The 22,472-nt window shown below is 44.8% G+C and carries 19 protein-coding genes and 5 tRNA genes; 13 read left to right on the forward strand and 11 right to left on the reverse strand.

The window, feature by feature from the left end; translation table 11 throughout:
• Positions 1–5: 5 nt before the first annotated feature.
• The 3 genes from coaE (at position 6) to yacG (ending at position 3,274) form a co-directional block, all read left to right on the forward strand.
• On the forward strand, positions 6–632 hold the full coding sequence (gene coaE, locus R3P39_RS09835) for a dephospho-CoA kinase (RefSeq protein ID WP_336567215.1): 627 nt from the start codon (positions 6–8) through the stop codon (positions 630–632).
• A 110-nt stretch (positions 633–742) separates the two neighbouring features.
• Positions 743–2,419: a type IV-A pilus assembly ATPase PilB gene (gene pilB / locus R3P39_RS09840; protein WP_336567217.1), complete on the forward strand. Its 1,677-nt coding sequence runs from the start codon at positions 743–745 to the stop codon at positions 2,417–2,419.
• Between the two features lie 612 nt (positions 2,420–3,031).
• A complete protein-coding gene (yacG, locus tag R3P39_RS09845; RefSeq protein ID WP_336567218.1) occupies positions 3,032–3,274 on the forward strand; it encodes a DNA gyrase inhibitor YacG in 243 nt (80 codons plus the stop codon).
• A 25-nt stretch (positions 3,275–3,299) separates the two neighbouring features.
• Here the strand turns inward: yacG and R3P39_RS09850 are convergent, their stop codons facing one another.
• From R3P39_RS09850 to R3P39_RS09860, 3 genes are all read right to left on the reverse strand, one after another.
• Positions 3,300–3,950 carry a hypothetical protein gene (locus R3P39_RS09850; RefSeq protein ID WP_336567219.1) on the reverse strand — a complete coding sequence of 217 codons (651 nt, stop codon included), beginning with the start codon at positions 3,948–3,950 and terminating at the stop codon, positions 3,300–3,302.
• 293 nt (positions 3,951–4,243) lie between these two features.
• Positions 4,244–4,561, reverse strand: a complete 318-nt coding sequence (locus R3P39_RS09855) for a helix-turn-helix domain-containing protein (RefSeq protein ID WP_336567220.1) — start codon at positions 4,559–4,561, stop codon at positions 4,244–4,246.
• 322 nt (positions 4,562–4,883) lie between these two features.
• Positions 4,884–5,348, reverse strand: coding sequence for a Spy/CpxP family protein refolding chaperone (locus R3P39_RS09860; protein ID WP_336567221.1), 465 nt, complete (start codon positions 5,346–5,348; stop codon positions 4,884–4,886).
• Between the two features lie 196 nt (positions 5,349–5,544).
• Between R3P39_RS09860 and R3P39_RS09865 the strand changes: the two genes are divergently transcribed.
• From R3P39_RS09865 to R3P39_RS09875, 3 genes are read left to right on the forward strand one after another with little or no spacing between them, the layout of a single operon-like run.
• A complete protein-coding gene (locus R3P39_RS09865; protein ID WP_336567222.1) occupies positions 5,545–6,231 on the forward strand; it encodes a response regulator transcription factor in 687 nt (228 codons plus the stop codon).
• Positions 6,232–6,234: 3 nt separating this feature from the next.
• Positions 6,235–7,590, forward strand: a complete 1,356-nt coding sequence (locus R3P39_RS09870; RefSeq protein ID WP_336567224.1) for an ATP-binding protein — start codon at positions 6,235–6,237, stop codon at positions 7,588–7,590.
• A 6-nt stretch (positions 7,591–7,596) separates the two neighbouring features.
• On the forward strand, positions 7,597–8,562 hold the full coding sequence (locus R3P39_RS09875; protein WP_336567225.1) for an alpha/beta hydrolase: 966 nt from the start codon (positions 7,597–7,599) through the stop codon (positions 8,560–8,562).
• Here the strand turns inward: R3P39_RS09875 and R3P39_RS09880 are convergent.
• Complete coding sequence (locus R3P39_RS09880; RefSeq protein WP_442962071.1) at positions 8,514–9,365, reverse strand: cation diffusion facilitator family transporter; 852 nt, start codon at positions 9,363–9,365, stop codon at positions 8,514–8,516. The two genes, R3P39_RS09875 and R3P39_RS09880, sit on opposite strands and share 49 nt — an antisense overlap.
• Positions 9,366–9,656: 291 nt before the next feature.
• Between R3P39_RS09880 and trmL the strand changes: the two genes are divergently transcribed.
• The gene (gene trmL, locus R3P39_RS09885) at positions 9,657–10,121 is read left to right on the forward strand and encodes a tRNA (uridine(34)/cytosine(34)/5-carboxymethylaminomethyluridine(34)-2'-O)-methyltransferase TrmL (protein ID WP_336569289.1); all 465 of its coding nucleotides are present in this window, start codon (positions 9,657–9,659) and stop codon (positions 10,119–10,121) included.
• A gap of 240 nt (positions 10,122–10,361) precedes the next feature.
• On the opposite strand, the gene R3P39_RS09890 is transcribed toward trmL, so the two are convergent.
• Positions 10,362–10,958, reverse strand: coding sequence for a CBS domain-containing protein (locus R3P39_RS09890; protein WP_336567226.1), 597 nt, complete (start codon positions 10,956–10,958; stop codon positions 10,362–10,364).
• Between the two features lie 52 nt (positions 10,959–11,010).
• Positions 11,011–11,280 (reverse strand): hypothetical protein, encoded by a 270-nt coding sequence (locus tag R3P39_RS09895; protein WP_336567227.1) that lies wholly within the window; start codon positions 11,278–11,280, stop codon positions 11,011–11,013.
• 221 nt (positions 11,281–11,501) lie between these two features.
• Between R3P39_RS09895 and cysZ the strand changes: the two genes are divergently transcribed.
• Entirely contained in the window at positions 11,502–12,227 is a 726-nt protein-coding gene (gene cysZ / locus R3P39_RS09900) for a sulfate transporter CysZ (RefSeq protein WP_336567228.1), read from the forward strand.
• A gap of 140 nt (positions 12,228–12,367) precedes the next feature.
• Here cysZ and R3P39_RS09905 read toward each other — a convergent pair.
• The 5 genes from R3P39_RS09905 to R3P39_RS09925 form a co-directional block, all read right to left on the reverse strand.
• Positions 12,368–12,443 (reverse strand) — tRNA-Phe (locus tag R3P39_RS09905).
• Positions 12,444–12,635: 192 nt separating this feature from the next.
• Positions 12,636–12,711, reverse strand: a tRNA-Thr gene (locus tag R3P39_RS09910).
• 12 nt (positions 12,712–12,723) lie between these two features.
• Positions 12,724–12,799 (reverse strand) — tRNA-Phe (locus R3P39_RS09915).
• A 66-nt stretch (positions 12,800–12,865) separates the two neighbouring features.
• Positions 12,866–12,941: transfer RNA gene (locus R3P39_RS09920), tRNA-Thr, on the reverse strand.
• A 65-nt stretch (positions 12,942–13,006) separates the two neighbouring features.
• Positions 13,007–13,082, reverse strand: a tRNA-Phe gene (locus R3P39_RS09925).
• A gap of 395 nt (positions 13,083–13,477) precedes the next feature.
• On the opposite strand from R3P39_RS09925, the gene R3P39_RS09930 reads away from it, so the two are divergent.
• The 5 genes from R3P39_RS09930 (at position 13,478) to R3P39_RS09950 (ending at position 22,453) form a co-directional block, all read left to right on the forward strand.
• Complete coding sequence (locus R3P39_RS09930; protein WP_336567229.1) at positions 13,478–16,396, forward strand: ATP-binding protein; 2,919 nt, start codon at positions 13,478–13,480, stop codon at positions 16,394–16,396.
• Positions 16,397–16,872: 476 nt separating this feature from the next.
• Positions 16,873–18,309 (forward strand): peptide MFS transporter, encoded by a 1,437-nt coding sequence (locus R3P39_RS09935; RefSeq protein ID WP_336567231.1) that lies wholly within the window; start codon positions 16,873–16,875, stop codon positions 18,307–18,309.
• A gap of 420 nt (positions 18,310–18,729) precedes the next feature.
• Positions 18,730–19,776, forward strand: coding sequence for a 4-hydroxyphenylpyruvate dioxygenase (gene hppD / locus R3P39_RS09940; RefSeq protein WP_336567233.1), 1,047 nt, complete (start codon positions 18,730–18,732; stop codon positions 19,774–19,776).
• 182 nt (positions 19,777–19,958) lie between these two features.
• Entirely contained in the window at positions 19,959–21,272 is a 1,314-nt protein-coding gene (gene fahA, locus R3P39_RS09945; protein ID WP_336567234.1) for a fumarylacetoacetase, read from the forward strand.
• 122 nt (positions 21,273–21,394) lie between these two features.
• Entirely contained in the window at positions 21,395–22,453 is a 1,059-nt protein-coding gene (locus R3P39_RS09950) for a M23 family metallopeptidase (protein ID WP_336567235.1), read from the forward strand.
• Positions 22,454–22,472 lie beyond the last annotated feature (19 nt).

The raw sequence follows: 22,472 nt of genomic DNA on the forward strand, positions 1-22,472 counted from the left end.
AGCAAATGTTAGAAACAAATAATTGGATTTTAGGGCTCACCGGTGGTATTGGCGCCGGCAAAACCGCCGTTAGCGACTATTTGGCTCAACAAGGTATTGTGATTGTGGATGCCGATGTTGTGGCAAGAGAAGTGGTCGAGCCCGGCAGCGAAGCACTTGAAGCGATTAAAGCCGAGTTTGGTGAGCAAGTTATTCAAGCCGATGGCGGCTTAAATAGAGCCAAGCTAAGACAGCTTATTTTTGCCGACGACAATAAAAAGCGATGGCTTAATAACTTACTCCACCCGCGTATTCGAGAAAGTTTACTTAGTCAGTTACAACAGGCTAACAGCGAGTACGTGGTGCTCTCGGCGCCTTTGTTGTTTGAAAATGGTCTAGAAAAATATTGTGATGCCACTTTACTTGTCGATGTGCCGGTGGCTGTGCAAATATCTCGCACCAGCTCGCGCGATGGCGTTGATAAAACGCAAGTCGAGAGCATTATCGCCGCGCAAATGAGTCGTGAAGAAAAGCAGCAAAAAGCGGATTACATCCTTAATAACGACCGTGAACTGACACAAACCTTGGCGGAGCTTGAGCAACTAAATAAAAAATTCAAGACACTGGCAAAAGCAAAAAGCAATACTTTATAATGATCTTGCCAGCATGGCCGATAACCAGAAAAGCCGCTAACAAACTTGGCATATCGCCAACTTAATGATAAACATTGATATTACACTCGGTGTAAAGGCAAAGAGGTATTATGGAGCATCATTCTCCCCTACTGCGTAAATTTATAACCTTGGGGCGCGTAACCGCAGAGCAAGTCAAAGCTCGCCAAAATGAAGCAAACACCACGGCGGAGTTAATTTGCTTAAGCTCAGGAATGAGCTCTAAAGAGCTGGCGCAAGAGTGTTTAGACTTATTTAAAGTCCCCTACTTTGACCTTGAGCAGTTTAATGTTGCTGAAATTCCTAAAGAGTTGGTGAAAGAAAAGCTGATCCGCAAGCACCATATTTTACCGCTGGTAAAAAAGGGCCGAAAGATTTTTGTTGCCGCCTCGGATCCCACCGACTTTGGTGCCTTTGAAAACTTTGAATTTAGCACCGGCCTTCAATGCGAAGTGCTGGTTGCCGATCATAAGTTACTTGAGAAAAAAATCGACCAACTCCTTGATGCCACTGGCAGCCTGTCTATTTCAGAAGCTGAGTTTAAAGAGTTTTCTGATATGGATATTGAGGAAGAGCCAAAGCCCCAAGCGCAAAACGAAGAAAAAGACGACGCTCCCATTATCGTCTACATCAACAAGATTTTAATGGATGCCATTAAAAAAGGCGCGTCGGATTTGCACTTTGAACCGTATGAGAAAAAATACCGAGTACGCTTTCGTATTGATGGCTTATTACACGAAATGGCCAGCCCTCCTAATTCTTTGGCTACCCGCCTAGCGGCTCGAATTAAGGTAATGGCGCACCTAGATATTGCCGAAAAACGTAAACCCCAAGATGGCCGTATAAAGCTGAAAATTTCTGAGCGAAAAAGCATCGACTTTCGTGTGAGTACCCTGCCTACCATGTGGGGCGAGAAAATCGTAATGCGTATTCTCGATTCTTCCAGTGCCATGCTCGGTATCGATGTGTTGGGTTACGAGCCAGAGCAGAAAAAGCTTTATTTAGAAGCCCTGGAACAACCTCAAGGGATGATCTTAGTGACCGGCCCTACCGGCTCGGGTAAAACCGTGTCTCTTTATACCGGCTTAAATATTCTTAACCAGCCAGAGCGCAATATTAGTACCGCCGAAGATCCGGTGGAAATTAATCTCGAAGGCATTAACCAGGTGCAGATCAACCCCAAAGCGGACATGACCTTTGCTAACGCCTTAAGAGCCTTTTTGCGACAAGACCCCGATATCGTAATGGTTGGTGAGATCCGTGACCTAGAAACCGCAGAGATCTCCATTAAGGCGGCACAAACCGGTCACTTAGTGTTGAGTACCCTGCACACCAACTCGGCTCCAGAAACATTAACGCGCTTGCTGAATATGGGCGTGCCAGCCTACAACGTGGCAAGCTCGGTAAGCCTGATCATTGCCCAGCGCCTAGCTCGCCGTCTGTGCCCTAAATGCAAAACACCAGAAGAGCTACCGGAAGAAGCCTTGATAGAGCAAGGGTTTACCCAGGAGCAAATTAAGTCAATGACGCTCTTTGCCCCTAAAGGCTGTGAGCACTGCACCGAAGGCTATAAAGGCCGTGTAGGTATTTATGAAGTGGTGAAAATTACCCCAGAAATTGCTCACCTTATTATGGATGGTGGTAATGCCATAGAAATTGCAGAAGCCGCACAAAAGCTCGGTTTTGCCAATATTCGCCAGTCTGGTCTCAAAAAGGCCGCAGATGGCGTGACCTCATTAACGGAAATCAACCGCGTCACCAGCTTTTAGGTTAATAAGCGCTGCGTAAAGCAGCGCCTACATCGATTTTTTCACCAATACAAATTACATGGTGGTAACGGGTTTATCCCGCGATGTTTTAAAACAAGCTCGCTGCGTAAAGCAGCGCCTACATCAGTTTTCACCAATATCAATTACATGGTAGGAGCGGGTTTACCCCGCGATATTTCACATCGCTAGCGCTGCGTAAAGCAGCGCCTACATCGGTTTTCACCAATATCAATTACATGGTAGGAGCGGGTTTACCCCGCGATGTTTTAAAGCAAGTTCGCTGCGTAAACCAGCTCCTACGCCGGATTTTCAACCATACGAATGACCATGTAGGCGCAGGTTTACCCCGCAATGTTTTAAAGCAAGATCGCTGCGTAAAGCAGCTCCTACAACGTTTCTTCACCAACGCAATATCTTGGTAGGAACGGGTTTACCCCGCGGTGTTTTAAAGCAAAATCGCTGCGTAAAGCAGCTCCTACAACGGTTTTATCACCAATTCAAACTCTTGGTAGGCGCGGGTTTATCCCGCGCTCTTAATACTGGTTAAATTGACTCTGCTGCAATCTACTTTTAGACTGAGGCCATTGAAAAAGCAATGAAGTAAATGCTGCTATGACAACAATTGTAAAATGTCCTACCTGCCGAAAATCAGTGGAATGGGGCGATAAAAGCCCCTACCGCCCGTTTTGTTCCAAACGATGCCAACTTATTGATTTAGGTGACTGGTCAGATGAATCAAATAAGATATCAACGCCGCTAAAAAATGCCGATATGTCGCCTGAAGAGGCAGAAAATATGATTGAGGATATTGAGGCCATGCTGGCCAAAAACGATGATAGCTTTTTTAAGGAGTAGTTAGGAAAAATAGAAAGGAGCAGATTTATACTGCTCCTTGTGCTTCCATTCTTTTACTTTGTTTATTGGCGATATATGCACAAGCAAATAAAGTCATAAACATCAGACCTAATAAAACAGCCTTTAATAATTCATAATTGTTATAAAAAAATTGCCATGACCAAAACTTAGCAGCAAATTCCTCTGCAACACCTAGTTTTCCCATATTCCTAACGATGTTTTCAATGAAAGATAGTAAGTCGATAATACAGAACAAAAGAAATACGCCGTATAAAGGAGAGTCAATAACAGAACTTTTAAGTATCTCGGAGTGTTTGCTCTTATCATTACTATAAACTTTTAGCATAATAGAACGACGATTTTGGATAAAATAGAGAACAAGGAAGTCAAAGAGCAAGTGAGCGCCAAAGTGCACCGAATTCGCGTGAAAATTGCTAAAGCTTGGTTCTAATAACTGTGAAAAAGTTGTTAGAACTAAGAGCTCCAGAACCAATGCCCCAGCTACAACGGTGGAGACGCTCTGGAAATTAAAGTCGTTCCCAGCAAACTTTGTGATTAGAAAGATTGCAATGACTATACCTGTTAAATTTAGGTACAACGGCAGATAAGACAGCATTGCATTTGATGTAAGTATCGCGCCAACACATACAGCAGCCAAACCGAAAATAGGCCTCATATACAACTCCAAACTATAAAAACTTTTATATTTCCATTAATATCAAGTCTATCAGGCTACGAAGTAAATACATCTGCATGTATTAAGCAGGGCTTGTTAAACAAACCCAGAGAAAATACAGATTTACTTAATTACTTGTAGATTCGTCTGAGCTGCTTGACTGCGGTTCTGGACCACCACCTTTTGAGCCACCAGAGGCTCCAACCACAATATTAAGATATTTATCATTCAAAACTTTACTATCACTTAAGTAAGTTGAAGCTTGTTCATTCTTTATATAATCGATGTCAGGGCTACTTTTCTTCAAGCGAGTTAACATCTTTAGTTTTTTGCTTATCATTACCTTCACGCTCAGCCTCTTCTTCAAAGGTTCTTGTCATATGCCCAGCCCCTTCCAAAATATCACTAAGACGGATACGGCAGAGCTCCGACAGTTTAATTAAGGTACCTAAACGAAACGAGCTAGTTCCATTTAGATAATCGTCTAGTGTGGTAAGACCGATCCCGAGCTTTTGGCTGATCACTTTTTTGGTATAACCCTTACGCTTTTTAAGTTCTTTCAGCAGCTCTTGGATGCGGAGTGTCACCTCGTATTCTTCAGGTGTCTGCATGTCTCCCTCAGTGATACCCTATAACAAACAGCCAACAACATCGAATACATTTATTACTTTACAGAAAACAAAAGTTATTGGAAAGTTTGTGCACGAAAATTAATTTATCTTCATTATTTAAACTACATCATAGAGTTATCAGCACACCTGCCAAAAACACTCTAGCTAAAAATGTAACATGAGAAATATTTGTTATCAATATGTAATAACGACTTTTTCTATCACCGTATTTTCTTAGCGCTATTTGGTAAGCTTGTTGAATACGAAAAGCCCCATGCACAAGTTTGGGGCTTATACTTTGTATGTTTTCTGTGCTTTTGCTCTAGCCTTTGTGCTGCTTTTTATGACCACGGTGGCGCATTCTCCATGACTGGATTTTTTCTCGCTGCTCAGCGCTCAAAACGTGAAAGACTTTATGCCTGGCTTCCATTGCCAATAACGTCCACTGCTGCTTTTTACTCTGCCCTTGCTCGAGTAATAGCTGCGCCTGTACTTTATCAAATACTTCAGACTCCATTAGGGCTTTTATGGCGTCGCGGTGAGCTTGCCGCTCTTCTTTACTGGTTTCGCTTTTTAATGCTTTTTTGGCTGCTTTATAGTCACTAAAGATAGCGCGTAGTTGAGTGCGCTGCTCTTCAGTGATATCAAGTTTTTGCTGACCTTTTTCAGATAGTAATAACCGTGCTGAATGCTCTAGTTGGCCGCCATAAGGTTTGGCGCTTACCTCAGTGCTGAACATTCCTACACTAAGTACGCTCGCCAGTGCTAATGTGGTTAACAGTTTCATATTGGGCTCCTTGTTTGCCGTTTTGATGTTACCTCTACTTTAGTGGTCGTTGCGAAAAGCAACGTCAGCGACAAGTAAAGTTATGTCAGTGCTTTGCAAAAAAGCGCAAAGGCAATTTACATATTGCTACTAACTGCGGTCTAATAAGCTTGAATATAGGTGGGTTACCGCTGGTTATAAGTAACTGGATGATTGCATGAAACATTCCATTTTATTAATTGATGATGACAAAGGCTTGTGTGAGTTACTCCATGAGTACTTTAGTGCCGAAGGCTTTAACGTTGCCATGGCGCATACCGGCACACAAGGCTTAAGCCAAGCCCTTAAAGAAGACTTTGATGTGATTTTGCTCGATGTCATGTTGCCTGAAATGGACGGCTTTGAAGTGCTTAAGGCCTACCGAGCAGAAAAAATGACCCCTATTATTATGCTTACCGCCAAAGGCGATGACTTTGACCGTATTTTTGGTTTGGAGCTCGGCGCCGATGATTATATCCCCAAGCCTTTTAACCATCGCGAATTATTAGCGCGGGTGAAAGCCATTACCCGTCGAGTTGACCATTATAAACAACACGCCAATCAGCACGCGTACCATTTTAAACAGCTAACACTCGACGTTGCCGCCCGTAGTGTGCACGTAAATCAACAGCCCTTGTCATTAACGGGCACCGAGTACGAAATACTGCTTTTACTGGTGAAGTCTGCAGGCGAAATAATTGACAAGCAAACCATTTCTCGCCAAGTATTAGGCAGGCCACTGGTTCCGTACGATCGCTCCATTGATATGCATGTGTCCAACGTACGCAAGAAAATCGCTGAGCACAGTGAAGATGACTACATTAAAACCATTCGTGGCGCAGGCTACGTGTTTTTACAGGCGTAAATAATGACTAAGCGCTTGCTATTTAAAGTTTTTATCTGGTTTTGGCTTACCATAGTCACCACCGTGTTATTGCTGATCGGCATCAGTATGTTGCAACCTGAAGTGGTTGAGAGCCGCAAAATTTCTAAGTCGATGCAACATAACCTTCATCATGTTGCACGGGTCCTCACTAAGGCCAGCAAGAAACCAAACTTTTCCTTATCGTCTATTGCAAAGCTTAGGGTGCGCAAGGCAGACCACATCTATTTAAGCCACCGTGATGCCGCAAAAAGTGTTGTTGCCGACGCCAAACTGTCAGCACTAAACTTAGACCTACTGAGCTTAACCGATGACACTTCCAGTAGCGCAATTTACACCTTAGGCTACCGCGCTTTTGGCCCTTTGGAACTGCAATTGCAGGGGGAAAAATACCGGCTGTACTTAGTGTTCCCCACACGTGAAGCCAGCGTGCTAGTCAAATTGCGCGTATTACCAGTTTGGATAAAGATTGCCGTTATTTTTGGCGTGAGTTTATTGCTGTGCTTTTGGTTTACCCGAGACTTGCTGACCCCCATAAAGCAACTGCAAACAGCGGCTTCGCACTTAGCTAAAGGCGACTTAGCTAGCCGCGCAGCCATTGATAAAAAACGTCAAGATGAACTGGGGCAGCTCGGTCATGACTTTAATATTATGGCCGACAGGCTGGAGTCGTTAGTGAATAACCATAAGCGCTTATTGGCGGATATTTCCCATGAGTTACGCTCGCCCTTAACCCGGCTACAAATGGCTGCGGGTCTTGCAGCCAAGCACTCCAACCAGGCCAGTGAAGAGTACATTGTCCGTATTGAACGTGAAGCACAATTGGTTGAGCATATGCTTGGAGATATTCTTCATCTCGCCAAGTTGGAATCCGATCAGGTGCCCTTGGAAAAGCATAAAATCTCGTTAGTTGATCTGTTGGACTCGGTGCTCGACGATGCGCAGTTTGAAGCGCAGCAATTAGCAAAACAGGTGGTGATCTCCCCACTGCCAGAGGTTAGCTTATATGGCGATCCTATGCTATTAAACCGCGCTTTTGAAAACATCATTCGCAATGCCATTAAATACGCTAAGCAACAAGTCGAAATTGAGTTCAGCAGCCATCAACAGCGCTTAACCTGTACCATCCGCGATGATGGCGATGGCGTGCCAAGCGATATGCTGGATAAACTCTGTATTCCCTTTTTCCGCGCATCCAGTGCACGCACCCCAGCGCAACAAAAAGGTGGCTTTGGTTTAGGCTTGGCCATTGCACAGCATGCACTTAAAGTGCATGATGCCCATATACAATTTACTAATAAGGTGGGGTTAGAAGTCACAATTGTGCTTCCCACGGTTTAACTAACTATGACGTTTTACAGCACAAGCCAGCAATTAGAACAGCACCTTCCCGACATAGATCAGCATTGGCAGCAGGCGCAAAAAGGCTTTTTTAACTCACCCTTTGGGCGCTTATTTTATACCTATCACATTCCAGCAAATGCCACTCACGCCGTGGTACTGGTTAACGGTCGGATTGAGTCGGCGCATAAGTATCGCGAGCTGCTGTGGGAGCTGAGTCATAATAGGCTTGCGGTATTTACCTTTGATCATCCCGGGCAAGGGTACTCTGAGCGCTTACTCTCAGATAAACAAATAGGCTATGTTAGGCGCTTTGAAAACTACGCAGAAGCACTCCACTGCTTTATGACGGATATCGTCTGTAAGCACACGCAATTACCCATCGTACTATTGGCGCACTCTATGGGCGCCGCCATTAGCTGTGATTATTTGCAGCTGTTTCAGCCTAAACAAGTGGTTGCAGGTTATCTCTCAGCGCCCATGCTAGGGATCAATACCGCACCTTACCCCACTTGGGTGGCGCAAGCCATTGCCGCCACGGCCTGCTTGCTAGGCTTAGGTAAACGTTATGCCATTGGGCAAACGCAATACCTCGAAAAACCGTTTGCCGACAATGACCTTACCCACTGCCCTGAGCGCTACGCACTATTTCGCGGACTGTATAACCAATACCCAGAACTGCAGCTGGGCGGCGTGAGTTTTGCCTGGCTGAATGCAGCACTGCATAAGTGCCAAGCTCTGCAACATGTGAATATAAAGGTGCCACTGCGCATTGCCAGCGCTGAGCAAGACACTGTGGTAGACAATCTGGCGCAAAGGCAATTTGCGGCAAAACAGCCGCGCACCACCATCACGTCGTTTGCAGGAAAGCACGAGCTATTATGCGAGCAAGATTCAATCCGCAAAGCCGTATTGGATGATTTTTATGCCTTTATCGGCGCGCTAGAAACCGCCAAAGAAACTGGGTCCTGATGGATAAGGATGTCCATTTCACAGTCGAACGACTGCTTGATATTGGCAACCACTTCATCGGCCACCTCGTGGGCGCGCATTAGAGGCATGTCGTCATCTAACTCTAGATGCAGCTGAATAAACTTAATTTTTCCGCCTTGGCGAGTGCGCAAATCATGCACGCCGTAAACATCCTCGTGGCTTGAAGCAATCAGTGCGATTTCGGCCTTTTCTTCGTCTGGCAGTTCTTTATCCATAAGGTGATCGGCACTTTCTTTGGCGATATCCCAGCTGTTATACAATAAATACATCGCCACCATAACCCCAAAGATGGGATCGGCGTACTGCACCCCAAAGAAGTTAAGTAGCACCGCCAACAACACCGCTAAGTTTAATAAAATATCGCCTTTATAATGCAGCGAGTCGGCTTTAATGGCGATAGAGCTAGTGCGCTTAACTACTTGATATTGCACAGCAACCACCAATAAAGTACAGACAATCGCAAATAGGCTCACCCAAACGCCAAATAAAGAATGTGGAATGTTGGCCGGGTTGATAATGCGCTCAACACCGTGAAACGCCAGTAGGCTTGCGGAGCCAGCAATAAATGCCGCCTGACCAAGGCCGGCCAACGCTTCAGCTTTACCATGACCAAAGCGGTGATCGTCATCAGCAGGTCTTAGTGCATAGCTGAGCACAAAAAAATTCATTAACGAGGCACTAATATCAAGCAAAGAGTCGGTTAACGAACCCAGCATGGCAGCACTGCCCGATGCCAACCAAGCCCATGCTTTGGCAGCAATCATCAGGCTTACCATCACAATGGTAAAAATGCTAGAAAACCTAACCCAGAACTCGTAACTACGCTCCACGAAAACTCCTTACCTCAACTCCTATCGTGTAATAATACAGGGTAATCCATTGAAATGAAAAATAGATTACACCGCCGCAGTATGTACCTAAAAACTTTAAATGGTTATTTAAGCTGTGATGCAGTGCTTTCCTTTATAGTAGAGCTGTTCAATGCATTACCCATGACGGCCAAGCTTCTCTCTTTGTGCTTGTACAAAAATACCATTTGGATATACTGCGCTCTCATTCACTCTGAGGTCGCCATGTTAGATATCGTACTTTATCAACCTGAGATCCCACCTAACACGGGAAATATCATTCGCTTATGTGCCAACACTGGCTTTTCATTGCACTTAATTGAACCTTTGGGGTTTGATTGGGATGATAAGCGGGTGAGACGCGCAGGATTAGATTACCATGAGTTTAGCCAGGTTGAGCGTCACGCCAGTTTTGAAGACTATGTCGCTAAACATAACCCCAAGCGTGTATTTGCCTGTACCACAAAAGGCAGTAAGCATTATCATGAGGTTGCCTACGAAGCCGGAGATTGTTTGCTATTTGGCCCAGAGACGCGCGGCTTACCCGAGGAAATTATCTTCTCATTGCCAGAGCCACAGCGAGTTCGCATTCCCATGCGCCCAGACAGCCGTAGCATGAATTTATCTAACGCGGTGTCTGTATTTGTGTATGAATCTTGGCGGCAATTAGGCTTTGCCGGAGCTAAGTAATACCAATTCGCTTAATTAAGTGGTCTATTTGAGGCAAGAAAATTTTGTCGATAACCAGGCAAAAATTTTGCTATTTAGTTGTTCTAAATGAGAAATTTTTAACGCAGTTAGCGTCAAATTTGCTCCCTCAAATCGAGCAAGTATTAATGCGGATTGGTATAATACCATTATGCTGTTAAGAAAAAAGGCACCAGAAGGTGCCTTTGACTTTAACTTACATTTACTTTTGGGATTAATTCTTTATATTTCAGCGTGGTGCAAAATGGTGCCAACAATATCGCTGAACTTGCTCGCAGGCTTAATGGTATTCACAGTACGGCCACAGGCTTTTAGCAAATCAATCAAATCGAAATAGCCTACTGGCTGACTAGCGTCTTGATCCATCACCAACAAAAACTCAAAGCCACCCTGCTCCATGGTTTTAAGCACGTTCCCGACCAAGCTGTTGGTCATTTGTTTCAGTGTAATTTGGCGAATATCAGACAGCGGGATCATGACATCGGTTACATTCAATTCGCGGCGGTTGCAGCCACGCTTTTCTGCGGTGCTTAAAACATAGCGACTGCCCAAGCGCGCAGTGGAAATAATACCGACAAATTGGTCTTTACTATCCACCACAAAACTGGCGCGACGGTGGGTTTTATCAAGCACTAATAGTGCTTCATCAATGCTGCTGTTGGCATCAATGTGTTGCATTGGGGCAAGATGGAGATTGTGCATTAAGCAATGAGCTGGCGCTTGCTCTGGATTGTCGGTATTGCAAACGGCAGGAAAGCTCTGAGCAACCGCGGCATAGTTATTGACCGGTTGGGTTTTTAAAACGGCATACGTGTTCATAGATCACCTCTATATCAAATTAATAAGCACGAAAAAGGTTGGGCTAACTAATTTATAAAGGTGGGGCGCGAATGGACTCGGTGGTTTGTTTGTTAAATACAGCTACCTGTTCAGTGGTGGTAACAACAAAGCCATAAGATATGTGCTGATCTTGGTTAGTGGTTAAAGCACAGTCGTCTAAATCAGGGCTGGTATTAGAGCTGTCTAAATCAACTACAATCGCTGTGACGCTGGCGGTTTTATCACACTGTGCAGCATCGGCCGTTGACATAGTCAACAGACTCAACATACAAAATGTAATAACCCAACGAACTAACTGCATTGTAAGCTCTTTTCTACTACCTTAACTTCAGTGTATGGGCAGCAGGGGCGCTTTACAAGTATTAAATGGCGACAAAATAGTAAGTCACTCTATTTTGAGCAAAATATTTCATTTGATAATTTGTTACTATTCTGTGCTCGGCAAGGCTTGAAATGACGTTATACTAGAACCACAAAGATGGCATTGACCATGAAAATAATTAACTTTCAAAGAGGTGCGTTGTGCAATTGTCACGCGGTATTGAGTATTTTATTGCCGGGTTTTCTCTTATTACCCAAAAGGGGCTAAAGCGCTTTGTTTTTATCCCGCTCACCATCAACATTTTACTGTTCGGTGCGTCGCTATTTTTTCTCTACGACTGGCTAACTCAAGGATTTGAATACTTAAATACTCTACTTCCTGAATGGTTAAGCTGGTTAGAGTGGCTAATGTGGCCCATTGCTATTTTGGTGATCTTATTTAGTTACAGTATGGTGTTTACTGTCATAACTAACTTTATTGCCGCCCCCTTTAATGGGCTACTGGCAGAGAAAGTCGAGCTACATTTAACCAATCAAACCGTCAACGATGATAAGCTGTTTGATATGCTTAAAGACGTACCAAGAATGCTTGGTCGTGAATGGACTAAGTTATGTTACTACCTTCCGCGAGCCATTGGCTTTTTCATTTTGCTTTGGGTGCTTCCGGTCATCGGCCAAATATTGTGGATAATGTTTACCTGCTGGATGTACAGCGTGCAATACAATGACTACCCCTTTGATAACCATAAAATTCACTTTAAACGCATGAAAGACGATCTTAAAAGTAAGCAAGGCCTGTCGTACGGCTTTGGCTTTGCAGTCTTTGTGCTCACTTCCATCCCATTTTTAAACCTGATAGTGATGCCTGTCGCCGTATGTGGTGCCACTAAACTATGGGTTGAGAACTACCGCCCGCAGTATCGGTAATATACTAGCCGCTGCCTCAGCTTTGGGCTGAGGTAGCTTCACTAGAAGTACTCATCGTTCGTGATTAGGTGATTTACATTGTGACGAGTTAAGAGTAAGCAGAAACAAAAAAGCCTCGCGGTTGCGAGGCTTTTAAATGGTGGTGCCCAGAGGCGGAATCGAACCACCGACACGAGGATTTTCAATCCTCTGCTCTACCGACTGAGCTATCTGGGCAAAAATTCTTTAAATTGTGCTGCTAATTCATCCTGAAGCAGTATTCCGGCTCGACGTCCTGTCTCGCGTTTGATTAGCTGCGAAGCTGTGCTTCGGTCTAATCTCACCCAACTGAGCTATCTGGGCAAAAATTCTTTAAATTGTGCTGCTAATTCATCCTGAAGCTTATTCAGTCTAAAACTAGCAATAAAATGGTGCCGACTATCCGAGTCGAACGGATGACCTACTGATTACAAGTCAGTTGCTCTACCAACTGAGCTAAGTCGGCACACCAAATTAGTGGTGCCCAGAGGCGGAATCGAACCACCGACACGAGGATTTTCAATCCTCTGCTCTACCGACTGAGCTATCTGGGCAAAAATTCTTTAAATTGTGCTGCTAATTCATTCTGAAGTTTGTTCAGTACGAAGTAGCAGTAAAAATGGTGCCGACTATCCGAGTCGAACGGATGACCTACTGATTACAAGTCAGTTGCTCTACCAACTGAGCTAAGTCGGCACACTAATTTGTGTGCCATGTCATTACTGCATGCACCTACATCGCTATTGCAATGTATCAAAATATGGTGCCCAGAGGCGGAATCGAACCACCGACACGAGGATTTTCAATCCTCTGCTCTACCGACTGAGCTATCTGGGCGTGCGGCGTATTAAACGGGTTTTGCGGTGCTAAGTCAACCCTTTTTTTAAATACCTTTATCGTTTGCACAGTTTTCAGACAAAGCGGTTAAAATACCGCTTTTTCGATGAAAAATCAGCCTTTACTGCTCTTTTCAGCGCAATGCCGCCTCTATACATAAGCCATAGTCGCAGACAGCCAAGTGGTGGCACAGAGAATGTTGCACTTTATAATTAAGCTCGTCACCAGCGGCAATCGAGCCTTGGTAATACAGCCAAGCATTATTGCACTATATAAGGTTAAAGAGGTCTACTGTTGGTTTACTTCCGATAGCTATAAAAACGAGAGGTAAAAAGTTAAACTAGGTGATAGGATACAGTAACTTCATTGTATATAAACGTGTTTTAGGATAGAGCATGACAGAGAATGCAAACAACGGGGTAAATGGTCGTCTACTCTTGTTAGTTATTACCATGTTACTCGTGGGCTTACTCAGTGGTGTAGGCGCTTATTTGCTTCCCAAATCAGAACCCGCGGATTCGAGTAGCAGTACCATTGACCTACCACAACAAGCACAACAGCTTGCCGCGCCTCTAGCTAGAATCACAACACAACTTGGCTTTGATGACGCCAAACAACTAATTCAAGCGTTCAGCGCCAGTAACCCTGATATTAATGCGGCACTTTATATAAATACGGGGATGGGCAGCAATAGCCTTATTTTCAAAGACGCTACTATCACAGTAGAGCCACTTGGGCGTACAGAGTCTTATAATAAAGAACAACAGCAAGTGCACCACCAGCAACTGGTGTTAGATGAGCAAAACGTCGGCGAGCTTATATTAACCCTCGCCCCTACAAAGCCTCAAAGCGACACTTCCGCTTCTATATCCTATGCTTTTTTTGCCTTGGCCATCGTTATTGCGTTAATAGCGGCCTATTTACTACAACGCAAACTAGGCAGCGCACCAAACCAACATATTGAGCAATTAATTACTGAGATTGAACAAGTTACTGCCGAGAAAAACTACAAAGCTAGTATTGCCACGTATTACAGCGGTGGACTGGCACAAATAGCCGAAGTGATAAATAACCTATTGCAGCAAGTGCAAGCCTCCATCGAGTCGGATCAAGCAACGCAAAACGAGCTCAAGCAACTACAAGAGAGTTTAGAAACCGAAGTTCAGGCGCGCACCATAGCCTTAGAAAAAGCCATATTAAATGCCGAACGGGCCAGTGACGCTAAAACCACCTTCTTAGCCACCATGAGTCATGAGATCCGTACTCCAATGAATGGCGTGATTGGCACTATCGACCTGCTGCGTCAAACTGAGTTAGATGGCGCACAACACCGCCTTACCACCATCATCCGCGACTCAGCCTTCTCATTGCTCGGCATTTTGGATGACATTTTAGACTTTTCAAAAATTGAAGCGGGTAAATTAAAAATTGATAACAGCCCGTTTTCTGTTGCCGAAACCACCGAGGAAGTTGCTCGAGTACTGTCGTCGGTGGCTAAAAAACGAAAACTCGACCTGCAGCTGTTTATCGCCCCTGACATCCCAAGCAACCTAGTGGGTGATACCGTACGTGTTAGGCAGGTACTTTATAATCTATGTAGTAATGCCATTAAGTTTACCACCACCGACGAGTCTCACCAGGGCTATGTTAGGATCGCCGTTGAGGTAGCGCAGAATACCTCCGAGCATTACACCTTAAGGTTTACTGTTACCGACAATGGTAAAGGCATGACTAAGGCGCAATTGCGCGAAATCTTCAACCCATTTATTCAGGCTGAAGGGTCTATCACTCGAGAATTTGGTGGTACCGGGCTAGGCTTATCGATTTGTAAAAGCTTAATCGAACTGATGCTTGGCAGCATTCAAGTAAACTCAGACATTGGCATGGGCAGTGAGTTTATTGTCGAGCTGCCATTTAGCGTCGATGGCAAAGTGAATCATGTACACAAACAAGAGCTCAGTGGCCGCAGCGTTGTCTTACTTACCAACAATGACGGCCGCAAAAGCATTTTATCTCGCTACTTGTCGTTTATGGGCGCTAAATTCGTGGTTATTGATGAATCTGAAATACCTGATCATCAACATGATGAAAAGTTGATCTGGGTACTCGACGGTCTCGATGGCATGGATAAGGTCAATGAACAATTACGCACCTTGGTGTATTCATTAGAGAATCATGACCAACAAGTGGTGGTATTAAGCAAGATGGACGAAGCGGCACTTAACCATAAGAGCATCTTCTACCTCAACGCGTCGCCGCTGTGTAAGTCGAGCTTTATGACCTCAATGTTGGTTGCTGCAGGGCTGCATAAGCCAAAAGAGCTCAAACCGTCACGGACCCTCAATGACTTTTTAAGTGTCGATGAAGCCAGAGCCAGCGATAAGCTGGTGTTATTGGTCGAAGACAATATGCTTAACCAGCAGGTTTTAACCGATCAGCTGCATTTGCTCGGTTATGGTGTAGAGGTCGCCGAAAATGGCGAAGAAGGATTGCAACTTTGGAAACAGGACCACTTCCCTATCGTCTTAACCGATCTGCATATGCCTAAAATGTCGGGCTACGATATGGTCAAAAACATTCGTGATTTTGTCGAGCAGTCTGATAACTACGATCAGCCTTATGTCATTGCCGTTACGGCTAATGCCCTAAAAGGTGAGCGTGAACGCTGTGAAGCGGCAGGCATGAATGACTACATCACCAAGCCGGTAGAGCTAAATATTTTAGAAAAAGCGCTAAACAAGTACGCTGAGAGTAACACTAAAAAAGCCGCCACGGCAAAGCAACAAACCAACGCAGTGGATGAGCAAAGTGATAAATCTGCAGTGGACGAACAAAGCGATAAACCGGCTGATAATGACAACACCACGTCACAACCAAACACCCCAGCTGAGCAAACGGCGGTTTCTGAGGTAGAGGATGAGCCTAGCGCAGCAGAAGAGGTAGAGGAACAAGATCAGAGCGAGCAGCCGGCTATTAATCTCGATATGCTCGATAAGTACGTTAACTACGATGAAGCCAAGCGCAACCGCTTCTTTAGAATGTACCTAGAGCAAAGCAGCCAGCTCACTCGAGACGTTAACGGTGCCGTTATTACCATGAGCCAGGAAGAAATCATCGAAGCCTGCCACCAGCTGAAATCGATATCCAAAACCATAGGAGCTGAACAAGTCGCTGCTACCGCCGCTGAGTTTGAGTCTATGTGTAAAGAAAACACCCTAACCACAGATCAGCTCATTCAAATGCGCGACAAATTAGAGCAAGACTTTTTAGCAGCCACAGAGTTTATTCAAGCGTTTTTAAGCCAAGACGCGTAAAACCCGCTCCCACGCACAGCCCTAACCTTTCTAGGGCTGTGTTTGCGCCCCCTAATTCCCCCCCCCCCAAATCACCGCTTTCCCCAATACTGTTACCAGTCAAATTTCTACCTGCTCTGACCTAGGCCTGAACCACTGAACGCAATCTAGACTATTTCTGCCGCCCAGCTCTTCCCCTATCAACAACAGCTGAGTATACTTACGCGCTTTTTAAATTAGTAAGTCGTTACAAACGACAAAAGCTAATTGTAATAGGTACTGGCCACCCGTTCAAAAAAAGCACAACTGGGTTTTAGGTGTGTGATTGCGGTTTATTTTTATAGTTAAAAAACCAAAACTTAGCGCTTACCCCATCAATCTGTAATGAAAAGTGATTGTGCTTATTGCGCACATGCACTTGCTGCTCACTACTCAATATAGATTGCTCAAAATTAACATGGCCAGATACAACAGTTTGATTAGATTAGGAAGTACATATGAATTCAGTTCCGAAGGCTGGAGAATTTCTGGGTCACCCGAAAGGGCTCTTCTTATTATTTGGTACCGAAATGTGGGAGCGTTTTGGTTACTACGGTATGCGTGCCATCTTAGTACTGTACTTGGTTGCACAAGTGCAAAGCGGCGGCTTTGGCTGGAATAACGCCGACGCCCTTAGCCTTTACGGTACCTTTACCATGGCTGTTTACCTCACACCACTATTTGGTGGTTGGTTAGCCGACAATGTTTTAGGACAACGTAAAGCAATTATTATTGGTGGTGTGCTGATGGCCGCCGGTCACTTTATCATGGGTATTCCCCACAGCGTGGTCGCGGGACAAGAAGAAAACGTTTTTTACCTAGGTCTGGCGCTACTTTGTATTGGTAATGGTTTATTTAAGCCTAACATATCTACTATGGTAGGTGACCTGTATCAAGAAGGTGATAAACGTCGCGATGGCGCTTTCACTATTTTCTATATGGGCATTAACTTAGGTGGTGCTTTAGGCCCACTTATCGCCGGCTACGTGGCCGCCGTTATCAATTGGCAGGCAGGTTTTATTGCCGCGGGCATTGGTATGGTTATCTCAGTAGTAATGCAATTATTGTTAAGCCAAAAATATCTTGGCGATATTGGTAAAGTGCCTGCTGCAAAGCTATCTCAGCAACAGTCTGAGTCTCAAACCAAAGCACCATTAACCAAACAAGAAAAAGACCGTATTCGCGTCATTTTCACCATGAGTGTGTTTTCTATTATTTTCTGGATGGGATTCGAGCAGGCCGGCGGCCTAATGAACCTGTTTGCCAATGACTACACCGACCGTGTATTTATGGGCTTTGAAATTCCCGCTTCGTGGTTCCAATCGCTGAACTCGCTTTTTATCATCATTTTCGCTCCTCTTGTGGCCATGATTTGGTTGCGCCTTGATAATAAAGAACCCAACTCACCAGTGAAATTTGCTATTGGTTTGGTGTTCTTGGCGCTGGGCTTTTTAACTATGATGCTAGCGTTGGCAACAGAAGGCGGTAACAGCGGCGACACCTTACAGATCAGCATGATTTGGCTGGTGCTATTTTACCTGTTCCATACCCTTGGCGAGCTATGCCTGTCGCCCATTGGTCTTTCTATGGTGAGCAAGCTAGCTCCACTGCGTTTAGCCTCTTTATTAATGGGGATTTGGTTCTTATGTACCGCGGTGGCTAACAAACTCGCGGGCCTTGTGGGATCATTTATTGGTGAAGGCCAAGAAGCCATGAACAACGCCATGAGCATCTTTATTGGTTTAGGTGGGGTTGCACTCCTTTCTGCCGTACTTATGTACCTACTCAGTAATAAGTTAGTGGAGTGGATGCACGGCGCGGAAGGCCAGCACGAACCGCATACCCAAGAACATTACCTGGCAGAAGAGCTAGAAGTGACCGCTGAGAAGCAATAATTTTAGTCGAAAACCACACCTTTTCGGTGTGGTTTTCACCCTTCACCACCCTAAAATGTAAAGATTTAAATACAACCTCACCCAATTCCAAGCCATTTCAGCTTCAAACTCATCCTCAAGGGACTCGCCACCCCGAAATAATAAAGAATCATATAACCTATTAAAAACAGAAACTTAAAAATTATTAAGCACAATTACAGTCAAACAAACCGGATAAAAAGCAAACATTTTTTAGGCTAAAATTAATTTCTCGCTCTTGCCGTCAACTGGGCTTAGTTTTTCTGACTTTTGTGCAACTAAATTTACATTCTTCTTAGCCACTATTTATAGCGCAAATCTTCCCCTTTGTGCTGTTTTGATTAATCATCCATGGCACAAACTAAAAACAGTCACCCAGTGCTTAATTGCGGGAGTATTACAATGAGTGAAGTAAATAATCCACTTGGCCTTGAAGGCATCGAGTTTACCGAATACGCGACACCAGACGCAGATTACATGGATAAAGTGTTCACTGACTTTGGCTTCTCAAAACTGAAGAAGTTTAAAGACAAAGACATCGTTTACTACAATCAGAACGACATCCACTTCTTAATGAACAATGAGCGTGAAGGCTTCTCTGCAGAGTTCGCAAAAAGCCACGGTCCTGCAATCTGCTCTATGGGCTGGCGTGTAAAGGATGCCCAAAAAGCATTCGACACAGCAGTTGAACGCGGTGCGAAGCCTGCTACAGACTCGGCACACAAAGATTTACCCTACCCGGCTATCTATGGTATTGGCGACAGCCTAATTTACTTCATCGAGAACTTTGGCGACAAAGGCTCTATTTATGAACAAGACTTTGTTGACCTAGACGAGCCAAGAATCGTTGAAAGCAAAGGCTTTAAGTGCATCGACCACCTAACCAATAACGTTTACAAAGGCACCATGGAAACTTGGGCTAATTTCTACAAAGACGTGTTTGGCTTTACCGAAGTGCGCTACTTTGACATTAAAGGTCAAAAAACAGCGCTACTGTCTTACGCATTGAAATCGCCTTGCGGTACCTTCTCTATTCCAATTAACGAAGGTAAAGACGATAACAACAACCAAATCGATGAGTACCTTGACGAGTACAATGGCCCTGGTGTGCAGCACTTAGCGTTCTTAACAGACGACCTAGTAGGCTCACTCGACAAGCTAGACAAGAGCACAATTGCCACTTTAGATATTGTTGACCATTACTACGACACTATCTTTGACCGTGTACCTTGGGTTAAAGAAGACAAAGATAAGATCAAAGAGCACCAAATCTTAGTAGATAGCCAAAGTGAAGACTGCTACCTACTGCAGATCTTCACTAAGAACCTATTCGGTCCTATCTTTATTGAGATGATCCAGCGTGTTGATGACGGTGGCTTCGGTGAAGGTAACTTCCAAGCCCTGTTTGAGTCAATCGAACGCGATCAAGAGCGTCGCGGCGTACTCTAAACCACATTGATGCAATAAAAAAGCAGCTAACCTTAGCTGCTTTTTGTGGTTTACCGAAACACCATAAACCACCTAGGATCATTCAGCCTTATTGAGGCGAATTGATATTATTTTGCATTCAGGCTTGAGTTTGCGCGTTTCGGCCATAACTCAAGTGCAAAGCCCAAATTAAAGGAAAAGTAATGTCTCATATTAACGAAACTCACGACATTCAATTGAAAAGCTGGGTGTCTAGCGCCAATCAAGCTGGCACCGACTTCCCTATTCAGAACTTACCATTTGCCGTATTCCGCCGTAAGAACAGCAATGAAGAATTTCGCGGTGGCGTAGCAATTGGCGATCAGGTACTAGACCTAGGCGCGGTTGCCGCAGCCAAGCTTTTTTCAGGTGAAGCGCAAACCGCTGTTGAAGCAGCAAATGCACCCGCTTTAAATGAGTTTATGGGCATGGGCCAAAACTACTGGTCGGCACTGCGTTTAGCACTTTCTCGTGCGTTGCGTGAAGGCTCTGAACATCAAGCGGCGTTAGAAGGCGCGCTCGTGGCACAAGACGAAGTGGAATACTCACTGCCTTGCCACATCGGCGACTACACTGACTTCTATACTTCAATCTACCACGCAACGGCTGTAGGTAGCTTGTTCCGCCCTGATAACCCTTTATTACCTAACTATAAGTGGGTACCCATTGGTTACCACGGCCGTGCGTCATCCATTGACGTTTCTGGTCAAACGTTCCCACGTCCTAAAGGCCAAACCAAAGCGCCAGACGCCGACACTCCTTCGTTTGGTCCGTGTAAGCGCCTTGACTATGAATTAGAGCTGGGCATTTACCTTGGTAAAGGCAACGAGCTTGGCGACTCAATCGCGATTAAAAATGCTGAAGACCATGTGTTTGGCTTCTGTTTGTTTAACGACTGGTCAGCTCGTGACTTACAAGCTTGGGAATACCAGCCTCTAGGGCCATTCCTGGCGAAAAACTTTGCCTCTACGGTATCACCTTGGATTGTTACCACAGAGGCACTAGCTCCTTACCGTACTACTTGGCACCGTGATGAGAACGATCCACAACCACTGGACTACTTAGAGTCGAGTGAAAACCGTGAGTCTGGTGCCATTGATATTCGTATGGACGTATTGCTAGAAACAGAAAAAATGCGCAGCGAAAACGCGAAGCCCAGCAAGCTTTCTGAATCAAGCTTTAAGCACAGCTATTGGACCGTGGCGCAGATGGTGACTCACCATACCGTCAATGGTTGTAACTTTATGCCAGGCGATATGCTGGGCTCAGGTACTCAGTCTGGTCCAGAGCATGAAGAAGCAGGCTCATTACTGGAACTGTCACGTGGTGGTAAACAAAGCATCACTCTAGACAATGGCGAAGAGCGTAAGTTCTTAGAAGATGGCGATAAAGTGATTATGCGCGGTTGGTGTGAAGCGGATGGCTTTAACCGTATCGGATTTGGTTCGGTAGAAGGCACTATCCTGCCAGCGAAATAATCGCACAAATTATTTACTTTTAAATCAAGGGCATGGTTATTCCATGCCCTTTTTTTGTTGGTAAAACTAGAATTTTGCATAAAAATTGTTAAAGTGTAACGCTACTATGATTTTGAGGTTTCATGTTGCAAGTACTAAAGCGCCTATACAACAAGCTGTTCAAGCCTACCCAGCTCATTATCCGCCAAGATGCTGAGATGAAAGTATTACGCTTACCAGCATGGCTGCAAGCGTGTACCTTAATGGTATTGCTGTTGTTGGCAACTTGGTTGCTCAATAACACGGTTGCGCTCTACGAAAATAACCAAATACTGGCATCACAGCAGCAAACTCAAGCAACACGCGAAGCGAAATGGCAAGCTGAAAAGCAGCAGCTAGAGCAGCAACTTCTAGAGCAGCACACCGCTTTGCAAAAGCTTGCTCAACAGCACCAAGTATTGGCGTCGTTATTAGACACTGGCGATGAGCCAACCTTAATAACCGATAGCAACACCGAGACCCTCGCTGCAACGCAGAACATCGACTTTAGCCTAGCTGCTGAAAAGTTGTTACAACAACAGCAAAGCGCCAGTGAAGCCATTAGTAGTAAACTTGCTGAAGACATCACCGCTATAGAGCAAGCCGCGAAAGAGGCTGGTGTTGAGCTTTCAGAACCAAAGCAAGTTGCCCAAGGCGGGCCCTATCATCAAGCTAAGCTGAACTTGGTAGACGACAGCTTTATAAGCGCCATCGATCAACAATCCACCTACGCGCAATTAAGTGCGTTAGTGAACCAACTACCAAAAAGCCTGCCTGTGGTGCAAGATAAGTATTATGTTTCGAGTTTGTATGGCTACCGCAAAGACCCGATAACGGGCCGTCGAGCTTATCACAAGGGCATTGATATGGCCGGTTGGGTAAAAACCGAAATCATCGCCCCTGCTGCTGGCGAGGTTGTCCGAGCCGGAAGAAATGGCGGCTACGGTAACTTTATCGAGCTAAAACATGGCAATAATATTAAAACTCGCTATGGTCACCTCCACACCTTGAAAGTTAAAAAAGGACAAACGGTCGATAAAGGCGACGTCATTGCTCTAATGGGCAGCACGGGAAGAAGTACAGCAACACACTTGCACTATGAAGTAATTCAAGGTAAAAAACATTTAAACCCAATTAAAATCACCCGCGCATTCAACGAGTAAGTCATTCAACTGGGTGCCG

It is taken from the genome of Pseudoalteromonas sp. UG3-2 (assembly GCF_037120705.1).
Classification (GTDB): Bacteria; Pseudomonadota; Gammaproteobacteria; order Enterobacterales; family Alteromonadaceae; genus Pseudoalteromonas.

Coding starts and splice junctions, on each gene's coding strand:
- hppD (WP_336567233.1), top strand. CDS start 18,730: ATGAGTGAAGTAAATAATCCACTTGGCCTTGAAGGCATCGAGTTTACC.
- fahA (WP_336567234.1), top strand. CDS start 19,959: ATGTCTCATATTAACGAAACTCACGACATTCAATTGAAAAGCTGGGTG.
- R3P39_RS09895 (WP_336567227.1), bottom strand. CDS start 11,280: ATGCAGTTAGTTCGTTGGGTTATTACATTTTGTATGTTGAGTCTGTTG.
- R3P39_RS09855 (WP_336567220.1), bottom strand. CDS start 4,561: ATGCAGACACCTGAAGAATACGAGGTGACACTCCGCATCCAAGAGCTG.
- trmL (WP_336569289.1), top strand. CDS start 9,657: ATGTTAGATATCGTACTTTATCAACCTGAGATCCCACCTAACACGGGA.
- yacG (WP_336567218.1), top strand. CDS start 3,032: ATGACAACAATTGTAAAATGTCCTACCTGCCGAAAATCAGTGGAATGG.
- coaE (WP_336567215.1), top strand. CDS start 6: ATGTTAGAAACAAATAATTGGATTTTAGGGCTCACCGGTGGTATTGGC.
- R3P39_RS09875 (WP_336567225.1), top strand. CDS start 7,597: ATGACGTTTTACAGCACAAGCCAGCAATTAGAACAGCACCTTCCCGAC.
- R3P39_RS09860 (WP_336567221.1), bottom strand. CDS start 5,348: ATGAAACTGTTAACCACATTAGCACTGGCGAGCGTACTTAGTGTAGGA.
- R3P39_RS09870 (WP_336567224.1), top strand. CDS start 6,235: ATGACTAAGCGCTTGCTATTTAAAGTTTTTATCTGGTTTTGGCTTACC.
- R3P39_RS09930 (WP_336567229.1), top strand. CDS start 13,478: ATGACAGAGAATGCAAACAACGGGGTAAATGGTCGTCTACTCTTGTTA.
- R3P39_RS09950 (WP_336567235.1), top strand. CDS start 21,395: ATGTTGCAAGTACTAAAGCGCCTATACAACAAGCTGTTCAAGCCTACC.
- R3P39_RS09890 (WP_336567226.1), bottom strand. CDS start 10,958: ATGAACACGTATGCCGTTTTAAAAACCCAACCGGTCAATAACTATGCC.
- R3P39_RS09865 (WP_336567222.1), top strand. CDS start 5,545: ATGAAACATTCCATTTTATTAATTGATGATGACAAAGGCTTGTGTGAG.
- pilB (WP_336567217.1), top strand. CDS start 743: ATGGAGCATCATTCTCCCCTACTGCGTAAATTTATAACCTTGGGGCGC.
- R3P39_RS09935 (WP_336567231.1), top strand. CDS start 16,873: ATGAATTCAGTTCCGAAGGCTGGAGAATTTCTGGGTCACCCGAAAGGG.
- R3P39_RS09850 (WP_336567219.1), bottom strand. CDS start 3,950: ATGAGGCCTATTTTCGGTTTGGCTGCTGTATGTGTTGGCGCGATACTT.